The organism is Dietzia sp. DQ11-71, from assembly GCF_014144995.1.
GTDB lineage: Bacteria > Actinomycetota > Actinomycetes > Mycobacteriales > Mycobacteriaceae > Dietzia > Dietzia kunjamensis.
Genome location: NZ_JAALDT010000031.1, coordinates 1 through 9841, shown reverse-complemented (window position 1 = coordinate 9841; position 9841 = coordinate 1). Strand labels below are relative to the sequence as shown.

The 9841-nt window shown below is 70.1% G+C and carries 9 protein-coding genes; 4 read left to right on the top strand and 5 right to left on the bottom strand.

Translation table 11 applies throughout. The features are described 5' to 3' along the window. On the bottom strand, nucleotides 1–675 hold a 675-nt coding region (locus G6023_RS01305; RefSeq protein WP_347570695.1), incomplete at its 3' end, for a TRAM domain-containing protein. Then, nucleotides 672–2678: an APC family permease gene (locus G6023_RS01300; protein WP_187699855.1), complete on the bottom strand. Its 2007-nt coding sequence runs from the start codon at nucleotides 2676–2678 to the stop codon at nucleotides 672–674. The genes G6023_RS01305 and G6023_RS01300, both read right to left, overlap by 4 nt. 98 nt (nucleotides 2679–2776) lie before the next feature. Here G6023_RS01300 and G6023_RS01295 point away from each other — a divergent pair, with 98 nt between their 5' ends. Both G6023_RS01295 and G6023_RS01290 read left to right on the top strand, forming a co-directional pair. Next, entirely contained in the window at nucleotides 2777–3439 is a 663-nt protein-coding gene (locus G6023_RS01295; RefSeq protein ID WP_132061222.1) for a potassium channel family protein, read from the top strand. A gap of 76 nt (nucleotides 3440–3515) precedes the next feature. After that, on the top strand, nucleotides 3516–4175 hold the full coding sequence (locus tag G6023_RS01290; protein ID WP_132061484.1) for a potassium channel family protein: 660 nt from the start codon (nucleotides 3516–3518) through the stop codon (nucleotides 4173–4175). Here G6023_RS01290 and G6023_RS01285 read toward each other — a convergent pair. Beyond that, entirely contained in the window at nucleotides 4150–4842 is a 693-nt protein-coding gene (locus G6023_RS01285; RefSeq protein ID WP_132061219.1) for a hypothetical protein, read from the bottom strand. The two genes, G6023_RS01290 and G6023_RS01285, sit on opposite strands and share 26 nt — an antisense overlap. 49 nt (nucleotides 4843–4891) lie before the next feature. On the opposite strand from G6023_RS01285, the gene G6023_RS01280 reads away from it, so the two are divergent. Then, nucleotides 4892–5080, top strand: coding sequence for a hypothetical protein (locus G6023_RS01280; protein WP_067717794.1), 189 nt, complete (start codon nucleotides 4892–4894; stop codon nucleotides 5078–5080). A 51-nt stretch (nucleotides 5081–5131) separates the two neighbouring features. Then, nucleotides 5132–9046: an ATP-dependent RNA helicase HrpA gene (hrpA, locus tag G6023_RS01275; protein ID WP_182633883.1), complete on the top strand. Its 3915-nt coding sequence runs from the start codon at nucleotides 5132–5134 to the stop codon at nucleotides 9044–9046. 10 nt (nucleotides 9047–9056) lie between these two features. Here hrpA and nrdR read toward each other — a convergent pair whose 3' ends face one another. Beyond that, nucleotides 9057–9512, bottom strand: coding sequence for a transcriptional regulator NrdR (gene nrdR, locus G6023_RS01270; RefSeq protein ID WP_069389083.1), 456 nt, complete (start codon nucleotides 9510–9512; stop codon nucleotides 9057–9059). 111 nt (nucleotides 9513–9623) lie between these two features. Beyond that, nucleotides 9624–9841 (bottom strand): hypothetical protein (locus G6023_RS01265; protein ID WP_182633882.1); only part of this gene is annotated, 218 nt, incomplete at its 5' end.

Sequence of the window (9841 nt, the reverse complement as noted above, 5' to 3'; positions counted from 1 at the left end):
GCGGGTCGCCGAGGACCGGCGGGATCGGCCGCTCCGGCCCCGCGGCGTGTCACCGACGGCCGGGCGGTGGGCGATGTGCACCATTCCGTCGTCACCGAGCACTCCGAGCACCTCACGGCCCGGGCCGAGCGTGGTGGCGGAGACCGCATCACGCAGCCGCGGGTCGGGCTGGATGCAGGGCTCGGTCACCAGTTCACGGGAGCGCGCCCTCCGGACCCCCGGCACACCATCGGGGCCGGTGACCCAGCGGGCGACGGTACGCCAGCCGGACGTCGCGGGATCCGCGGCGGGGACCTCGACCGGGACCGCGTCGTCCAGGTATGCGATCCGGCCGATCCGGTGCACCTGCTCGGCCAGGATCCTGCCGGCGAAACCGCGGGCGGCATCGGACGCGATGTGGCTCCAGTCGCAACAGCCGGCGCCGGCGGCCGCCGCCGGGCACGTCGGGACCACCCGGTCCGGGGATTCCTCGACCACCGCCTGGACCGTCCCTCGACAGAACGCGCGCCCGGGGTCGTCGTCGATGAGGACGTCGACCAGTTCGCCGGTGATGCCGCCGCGGCAGAACACCACCCGGCCCTCGTGGCGCGCGACGAACTCACCGCCGTGCGCCGGTCCCTCCATGCGCAGGCGCACCACACGGCCCGTCCAGCCGGTCGCTCGGTCCTGGGTCATCTTTCCTCCGGTCCACGCCAGCGTCCGACGATGGGTTCGTCGCGGGCCTGCTCCGCGCGGCCGTCCGAGGACGACAACTGCCACGGGACGCTGGTCACCATGACACCTCGCTCGTAGAGCAGGCGGGTCTTGAGGCGCAGCGCGCTCTGGTTGTGCAGTATCTGCTCCCACCAGTGGCCCACCACGTATTCGGGGATGTACACGGTCACCACGTCCCGCGGCGCCTGATCGCGAAGGCGCTTCACGTAGTCCACCACGGGACGGTTGATCTCACGGTACGGGGACTCGACCACCTTGAGCGGAACCGAGATGCCGCGTCGATCCCATTCCCTCACGAGGGCACGGGTCTCGGCGGTATCGATGTTCACCGTCAACGCCTCGATCGAGTCCGGGCGTGCCGCCCGCGCGTAGGCCAGGGCCCGCAGGGTGGGCAGGTGCAGTTTGGACACCAAGACCACACAGTGTGTCCGGCTCGGCAGGACGACCTCCCACGAGGAGTCGTCGAGTTCGCGGGCGACCGCGACGTAGTGCCGGTGGATGAGTCGCATGATCCCGAACGCTCCGAGCATCGCCAGAACCGCGATGTAGGCCCCGGAGAGGAACTTGGTCGCCATGACGATCACCAGGACGCCGGCGGTGACGAGGAACCCGACGGCGTTGATCGCCCGGGACCTGTGGATCCGCCGACGCACGGACGGGACCCGCTCGTGGTCCAGGCGCCGGGTCCAGTGTCGGACCATGCCGAGCTGGCCGAGGGTGAAGGCGACGAACACGCCCACGATGTAGAGCTGGATGAGGAGCGACACCTGGGCGTCGAACGCCACGACCAACACGACTGCCGCGATCGCGAGGACGACGATCCCGTTGGAGAACGCCAACCTGTCCCCGCGGGTGGCGAGCTGTCGGGGCAGATACTTGTCGCGAGCGAGGACCGAGGCCAGCACCGGGAACCCGTTGAACGCCGTGTTGGCGGCGAGCGCCAGGATCAGCGCGGTGATGATGATGACGGCGTAGAACGCGATCGGCAACCCCGCGAAGACCGGCCGAGCCAACTGGGCGATCATCGTCTTCTGCCGGTATCCCTCCGGAGCCCCGATCAACTGTGATGCGGGCTGCTCGGCGATACGGACCCCGAGTCGGCCGGCCAGGGCGATGAGCCCGAGTAGGAACGAGACCGCGAGGACCCCGAGGACGGCCAGCGTCACGGCGGCGTTGCGGGCCCGCGGCTTCCGGAAGGCCGGGACACCGTTGTGGATGGCTTCGATCCCGGTCAGGGCGGCACATCCGGATGCGAAGGACTTGGCGACGACGAAGGCGAGCGCGAGTCCGGCCACCTCCGCACCGTCCACGGGGACCAGTTCGAATCCCGCGGATTCGGCCCGGAGGTCGCGGCCCAGGATCTCCACCTGGAACAGCCCCCAGACGATGAGTGCGGTCATGGACGCGAGGAACGCGTAGACGGGGACGGCGAACATCGCGCCGGTCTCACGGAGTCCACGCAGGTTGAGCGCCGCCAGGAGGATGATCGCCAGGACGGCGAACGGAATCTCCCTGGATTGGACGAAGGGGATCGCCGATCCGATGGTCGCGGCGGCGGCCGAAATCGACACGGCCACCGTGAGGACATAGTCGAATAGCAGGGCCGCACCGACCGCCAGGCCCGCACTCGGACCCAGATTGACGGTGGCGACCTCGTAGTCGCCCCCTCCCGACGGGTAGGCGCGGACGTTCTGCCGGTAACAGGCGATGACGACCACCAGGACCGCCGCCACCGCCAGTCCCACCCACGGGGTGAACGTGAGTGCCGAGACCCCGGCGATGGAGAGCACGAGGAAGATCTCCTGCGGGGCGTAGGCCACCGAGGACAGCGCGTCGGACGCGAACACCGGCAACGCGATCCGTTTGCGGAGGCTGGTGGCACCGATCGTGTCGCTGCGGGAGGGGCGCCCCACGAGGAGACGCTTGGTTCCCATGGAGACCTTCGAGATCCTGGACACCGACATATCGTAGGGCCCGCGAGCCCCGCCGGGCAGTATCCGTGGGTGTGAGTAGCGTGTCCGTCACTGGCTCACGTGCGTGGGCCGTGAGGAGTGGACTCGTCATGAGGGTCGTCGTCATGGGCTGTGGTCGTGTGGGGGCCGCGTTGTCCGTCGAGCTCGACGCAGCCGGCCACCAGGTCGTGGTGATCGACCGCGACCCGGCTGCGTTCGCCAGGTTGTCGGCGGAGTTCTCGGGAGGCACGGTGACGGGCCAGGGCTTCGACAGGACTGTGCTCACCGAGGCCGGGATCGAGGGGGCCGACGCATTCGCCGCCGTGTCCTCCGGGGACAACTCGAACATCATCGCCGCGCGGGTGGCCCGGGAGACCTTCGGTGTCGAGCGGGTGATAGCGCGCATCTACGACGCGGGCCGGGCCGAGGTCTACGAACGACTGGGGATCCCGACCATCGCCACGGTTCCGTGGGCCACCGGTCGACTGGTCCGCTACATCACCGCCGGGTCGGGTCCCGTCGAGTGGCGCGACCAGACGGACTCCGTGTCCCTCGTCGCCGTCGACCCACCGGCGGCGTGGGTCGGGCGCCCGGTCGACCGGCTCGCCGCTGCGGTCGGAGGACGTGCCGCGGCCGTCACCCGCTTCGGCGAGAGCCGCCTCCCGGACGCTCGCACGCTCGTCCAGGCCGACGATGTCCTCCATATCATCGTGCCCTCGCAGACGGTCGCGGACCTGGACGACCTGATGCTGGAGGGACCCTCGGATGTCTGAGAACTCCGTCCCCGACTACGCCGACGGGTCGGGACTGCTCGCCGCTGCCCCGGCCCGGACCGTGTACTCCGCGACCATGAGGGTGGTGGTGGCCGGGGCCGGGGTCGTCGGACGGTCGATCGCACGCGAACTCGTGGCCGGTGGCCATTCCGTCACGCTGATCGACAAGCGCTCCACCGTGTTCTCGGCCGACCCCGTCGACGGGGCGGATCAACAGGTCGGCGACGCCTGCGAGCTCAGCGTCCTCGAACGGTTGGACCTGCAGGCGGCGGACGTGGTGGTGGCCGCCACGGGTGATGACAAGGCCAACCTGGTGGTGAGCCTGTTGGCCAAGACCGAATTCGCGGTGTCCCGGGTCGTCGCCCGCGTCAACGATCCCCGCAACGAGTGGCTCTACGACGAGCGCTGGGGCGTCGACGTGGCGGTGTCGACGCCCCGGCTGATCGTCTCGGTCGTCGAGGAGGCGGTCTCCGTCGGCGACGTGGTCCGTCTGATGACCCTGCGCCGTGGAGGCGCGAACCTGGTGAGCGTGACGCTGCCGGACCAGACCCCGCTGGCGGGGCGGTCGGTGTCGCGGGTGCGGTTTCCCCGGGACGCCGCCCTCGTCGCGATCCTGCGCGGCGGGCGGGTGATCGTCCCCGAACCCGACGTTCCGTTCGAGCCCGGCGACGAACTGCTCGTGGTGGCCCCGGAGGAGGTCGAGGCCGATATCAGCGAGGTCGTCCTGGGCGGGTGACCGTCACCGCGATCTCCCGGCCGTAGTCCCATCCCGGTGCGAGGGGCAGGTCGTCGCCGCTCCAGAAACGGCCGGGGTCGTACCAACTCGCCTCACCCGCGGGCAGGAGTACACCCATCGCCTCCAGGGTGACCCCCACGACCTCCGCGCAGTAGGCCGCCTCCATACGCATCGCCGCGCCGGCATCGGACCCCGGTCGGTCACTGCGCCCCGTGACGCCCGGCCGCTTCCCGCGTGCCGCCCACCGTCCTCGTGCCCACCTCGCGGTGAGACGTCCCGCGGAGGGGAAGGACACCCCGTTCAACCGGGCGATCGACTCCAGTAGCGCGTCCTCGTGTTCCCCGCCCACCTCCGGGGAGATCTGGCGGAACCACGCTCGTTGGCCGTACGGCCCGGCCCACTGCCGGACAGCCGACTCGAGGTCATGCAGCTGCACCCCACGCTGGTGGCGACCCGTCCACACGTCCGGCAGCGCCCGTCCCATCTCGGCGTGCCACAGCAGCGGCGGCATGTCGTCCAGGACCACCGCGACGCCCACGTGGTTGACGGGCGCGTTCGTGAGGGTCTGGATCAACCGGTCCGCCGTGCTCCGGCCGCGGAAGAGCCAGAGGTCCCCGGTGCGGGTGCGGTGCGCCGCGGCGGCCAGGGGGACGGTGTCGACGCTCATACCGCGATCCTGCCAGGCCGCCCGTGCGTACCCGCCTAGTCTCGGCCGTATGGCTCCCAGAGGACGACAGTGGCTCAAGGTGATCGGCGCGGCGGGTGCGGCGGGGGTGGCCGCCACGGGGATCCTGGCGGCCCGTTCCGAGCGGCGTCGGCGGTCCTACGAGCCCGATGAGGTGCGGGAGCGGCTGCACGAGCGCTACGCGAGGATCCAGAGTCGGCGGGACGGCGTCGTCGACTAGGGACCGCGCCGGTCGGAGCCCGGGGACGCGAGTCGATATCCTTGCGGAACCATGCCGTCGTCCTCCTCACCCACCCCCGATCTCCGCCGCGCCCGAAACGACCTCCTCGCCCGTCTCGACGATGTCGGCACCCTCGACGCCCATCGTCTCCGGTCCCGGGTCCGGCGTGCCCGCGTCGACCAGCTGGATGACCTCGGACGGCGGATCGACGAGGCCGCCGAGCGCGTGCGGCGCCGAACCGAGTCGATCCCCACCCCCCGCTACCCGGAACAGCTCCCGGTCAGCGCACGCAAGGACGAGATCGCCGAGGCGATCCGGGACAACCAGGTGGTGGTGATCGCCGGCGAGACGGGGTCGGGCAAGACCACCCAGATCCCCAAGATCTGCCTGGAACTGGGGCGCGGGGTCAAGGGCATGATCGGCCACACCCAGCCGAGGAGGTTGGCCGCCCGCTCCGTCGCCGAGCGGATCGCGGACGAGCTCGGGGTGGAGATCGGTGGCCCGGTCGGTTCCGCCGTCCGCTTCGACGACCGCACCAGCCCCGAGACCGCGGTCAAGCTCATGACCGACGGTGTGCTGCTCGCCGAGATCCGGCGTGACCGGCTGCTGCGGGCCTACGACACGATCATCATCGACGAGGCCCACGAACGCAGTCTCAACATCGACTTCCTGCTGGGTTATCTCAAGCAGATCCTGCCCCGTCGCCCGGACCTCAAACTCGTCATCACCTCCGCCACGATCGACCCGGACCGTTTCGCCCGTCACTTCGCCGGCCCGGAGGGGCGCCCGGCCCCGGTCATCGAGGTCTCGGGGCGCACTTATCCCGTGGAGGTCCGGTACCGGCCCCTTCAGGTCGTACACGCCGATCGCGTGGTCGACCTTGATCCCCTCGACGCGCTCGCCGACGCCGTGGCGGAACTCTTACGCGAGGACGACGGTGACGTACTCGTGTTCCTCTCCGGTGAGCGTGAGATCCGCGACGCCGAGGAGGTGCTGCGGGGCCGGAAGTTCCCGGGCACCGAGATCTTCCCGCTGTTCGCCCGCCTCACGGCAGCCGAACAGCAGCGCGCGTTCCGGGCCCATTCCACCCGGCGGGTGGTCCTGTCGACCAATATCGCCGAGACCTCGGTGACCGTGCCCGGCATCCGCTACGTCGTGGACACCGGCCTGGCGAGGATCTCCCGCTACTCCACCCGGACCAAGGTGCAGCGACTGCCCATCGAGCCGGTGTCCCAGGCCTCCGCCGCGCAGCGCGCGGGACGCTGCGGCCGCGTCGCCGACGGGATATGTATCCGCCTCTACTCCGAGGAGGACTTCGACTCGCGCCCGGAGTTCACCGACCCGGAGATCCTGCGCACGAACCTCGCCTCGGTGATCCTGTCGATGGCGGATCTGGACCTGGGCCCCGTCGACGACTTCCCGTTCGTGGAACCCCCGGACCGCAAGGCCGTCCGGGACGGGCTCACCCTGCTCTCCGAACTCGGGGCGGTGAGGGTCGACGACGACGAGCGCCCTCACCTGACCGAGGTGGGCCGTGACATGGCGGCACTCCCCCTCGATCCCCGACTCGCCCGGATGGTGGTCGAGGGCCATCGCAACGGTTCGCTGTCGGACGTGCTGGTGGTGGTCGCGGCCCTGACGGTGCAGGACGTCCGCGAGCGTCCCGCGGAGGAGCGGGACAAGGCAGACCTGCTGCACCGCCGCTTCGCGGACAAGACCTCCGACTTCCTCGGATATCTCAATCTGTGGAGGTACATCACCGAGCAGCGCCGTGAGCTGTCCGGCAGCGCCTTCCGCAAGATGTGCAAGGCCGAGTATCTGCACTGGCTACGCATCCGAGAGTGGCAGGACCTCAACTCCCAGCTGCGGAGCATGTGCCGTGAACGAGGGTGGCATCCCGCGTCCGGACACGCCGCGGAGGACGACCTCCACAAGGCGGTCCTGACCGGTCTGCTCACCAATGTCGGTATGCGAGACGAGGAGACCCGCGAGTTCCGGGGCACCCGGGGCATCCGGTTCCAGGTGTTCCCCGGGTCGGACCTGTCCAGGAAGCCTCCCCGCTGGGTGATGGCATCCGAACTCGTCGAGACGTCCCGGTTGTGGGCGCGTGACGTCGCCCGGATCGATCCGGGGTGGATCGAACAACTCGGGGGTCACCTCACCCGCACCCAGTACTCCGAACCGCACTGGTCGGACGCCCAGGGTGCGGCGATGGCGTATGAGAAGGTGCTGCTGCTGGGATTGACCGTGGTGGAGGCGCGGCGGATCCTGCTCTCCAGGGTCGACGCCCCGCTCGCCCGCGAGATGCTCGTGCGCCACGGGATCGTGGAAGGACGCCTGGATACCCGGGTCCCGGTCATCCGCGAGAACGCCGAGGCCGTGGAGCAGGCCCGTGAACTGGAGACGCGGAGCCGCCGTCGGGATCTGGTGATCGACGACGAGGCATTGGTGGCCTTCTATCTCGATCGCCTGCCCGAGGACATCACCTCCGGCCGGCATCTGGAGTCCTGGTGGAAGAAGCGTGGTCATCGCGACCAGGAGGCCCTCCGTCTCACCCCCGAGGACATACGCACCTCCGAGGCGGTGCCCGATGCCGCCGATTTCCCGCCCCTCTGGCGTCAGGGAGAGCGGAGTTTCGAACTGCGGTACGCGTTCGATCCGGGCGTCACCACCGACGGGATCACGGTGCGCATCCCGCTGCCGCAGCTGTCCTCGGTCACCACCGCCGGGTTCGAATGGCTGGTGCCGGGGCTGCGGGAGGAGCTCTATACCGAGATGCTCCGCACGCTGCCCAAGTATCTGCGTCGACTGTGTTCTCCGCCCGCCGAGTTCGCGTCCCTGTTGGCGGGAGACGTCTCGCCTCGGTCCGCCCCGTTGTCCGTCGCGCTCGCGCGGGCGCTGTCTACTCGGATCGGTACCACGGTCGACCCGCGTGACTTCGATCAGAACCAGCTACCGGGCCATCTCCGGATGCGTTTCGAGGTGGTCGACGGGGACGAGGTCGTGGCCTCCGGAACGGATCTCGCGCAGTTGAGGACCCGGTTGGTGGACAGGGTACGGGCGACCCTCAACGCCCGTCTGGTACCCGACAGGGGGCCCTACCGGGAGTGGACATCCGACACCGTCGGCGACCTCCCGCAGTCGGTCACCGGCTCGGTGGACGGGGTCGAGGTGACCGTCTACCCCGCCCTGCGTGTCGGTGGGGACGGAATTCACCTCGTGGCGTGCGCCACGGAGGACGAGCGTCGATCCACCCAGGCGTCGGCGGTGCTCACGCTGGTCTCGGCCGGCCTGGTCTCCGCGGCGTCGATTCTGCGCGGCCGTCCGGTCCAGCAGCGACTCGCGCTCACCCAGTACCCGCACGGAGGGATGGAATCCCTGGTGTCGGATGCATCGCTCGCTGCGAGTGGGCGGATCATCGCCCGGCGAAAGGGCGCACCGGTTCTCACGGTCGCGGAATTCCACGAACTCCAAGCCACTGCGCGGGCGGAGGTCCCCGGTGCGGTGGCGTCCGCGATCTCGTCGGCGGTTCCCGCGCTGATGGCCGCCCAGTCCGTGTCGGGCCGTCTGGCGGGGGCGCCCGCAGATGTCGCCGACGATGTCCGTCCTTCACTGGACTTCCTCGTCGGGCGCGGATTCCTCGCCCGCCATCCCTCGGATGTGCTTCCACATCTGGAGCGACATGTGCGGGCGGTCGGCCTCCGGTTGGACCTCGCGGAGAAGTCACCCGCCCGGCACGGCGAACTCACGGCGAAGTTGAACCGCTCCGAGTCGATCGTCGAGGAGGCGTGCGCCGCGCTGCGGCGGCGGCCGGGTGGCGCACGGGCGTGCCGCGACCTGCGGTGGATGCTCGCCGAGTACCGGGTGGGGCTGTTCGCGCAGTCACTGGGTACCGCCCGGCCGGTCTCGGCAGAGCGGATCGACAAGGCGGTGGCGTCTGCGCTCGCCCCGCGGTCGTCCCGATGATGCCGCGTGGTCAGCGGCTCGCGCGGCGCTCCCGGAGGGCGATGATCTCGCGTTCGAAGTCGTCGGCCGAGCTGAACTGCTTGTACACGGACGCGAACCGCAGGTAGGCGACCTCGTCCAGATCCTGCAGAGGGCCCAGGATGGCGAGCCCGATCTCGTGGGCGGGAACCTCGGACGCACCGCCGGATCGCACAGCGTCCTCGACCTGCTGGGCGAGGCGACGCAGAGCGTCCTCGTCAACCGATCGTCCCTGGCACGCGCGGCGGACACCGCGGACGACCTTGTCCCGACTGAACGCCTCGGTCACCCCGTTCCGCTTGAGAACCGTCAGCAGGGGCGTCTCCAGCGTCGTGAACCGGTGTCCACACCGGGGGCACTCCCGGCGACGCCGGATCGCCTGACCCTCGTCGACGGATCGTGAGTCGATTACCCGGGAGTCCTCGTGGTGGCATGTCGGGCAGTACATTCCCGTGGGGCCCTTCGTCGACCGGAGTTCACGCGTCCCGGATCGTGCCTGACGGAACGCGGGGGCGGTAGACCACCGCCCACGGTCCATTCTAGGAGGCCCGCTGCCCGGTCACGCGTAGGCGGGTCCACCGAGGAAGGCCACTGCGAGAAGCATGATCACGCCGAATGCGATCCCGCACGCCAGTAGCGCCCAGGCCGGCACGTCGTCGACGACCCCGGTGGACGCCGGGGCCTCGACATGGCACGCCCGCACGCGGTCCGTGGAGACCGGGCGCACGAGCACGCGGCGACCCGGGGCGACCGACGTGACGGCGGCCGGACGGGCGG

What these genes read in the sequence shown, in the direction of transcription:
- G6023_RS01300 (WP_187699855.1), bottom strand. Translation starts at nt 2,678, where the DNA reads ATGTCGGTGTCCAGGATCTCGAAGGTCTCCATGGGAACCAAGCGTCTC.
- G6023_RS01295 (WP_132061222.1), top strand. Translation starts at nt 2,777, where the DNA reads ATGAGGGTCGTCGTCATGGGCTGTGGTCGTGTGGGGGCCGCGTTGTCC.
- G6023_RS01290 (WP_132061484.1), top strand. Translation starts at nt 3,516, where the DNA reads ATGAGGGTGGTGGTGGCCGGGGCCGGGGTCGTCGGACGGTCGATCGCA.
- G6023_RS01285 (WP_132061219.1), bottom strand. Translation starts at nt 4,842, where the DNA reads ATGAGCGTCGACACCGTCCCCCTGGCCGCCGCGGCGCACCGCACCCGC.
- G6023_RS01280 (WP_067717794.1), top strand. Translation starts at nt 4,892, where the DNA reads ATGGCTCCCAGAGGACGACAGTGGCTCAAGGTGATCGGCGCGGCGGGT.
- hrpA (WP_182633883.1), top strand. Translation starts at nt 5,132, where the DNA reads ATGCCGTCGTCCTCCTCACCCACCCCCGATCTCCGCCGCGCCCGAAAC.
- nrdR (WP_069389083.1), bottom strand. Translation starts at nt 9,512, where the DNA reads ATGTACTGCCCGACATGCCACCACGAGGACTCCCGGGTAATCGACTCA.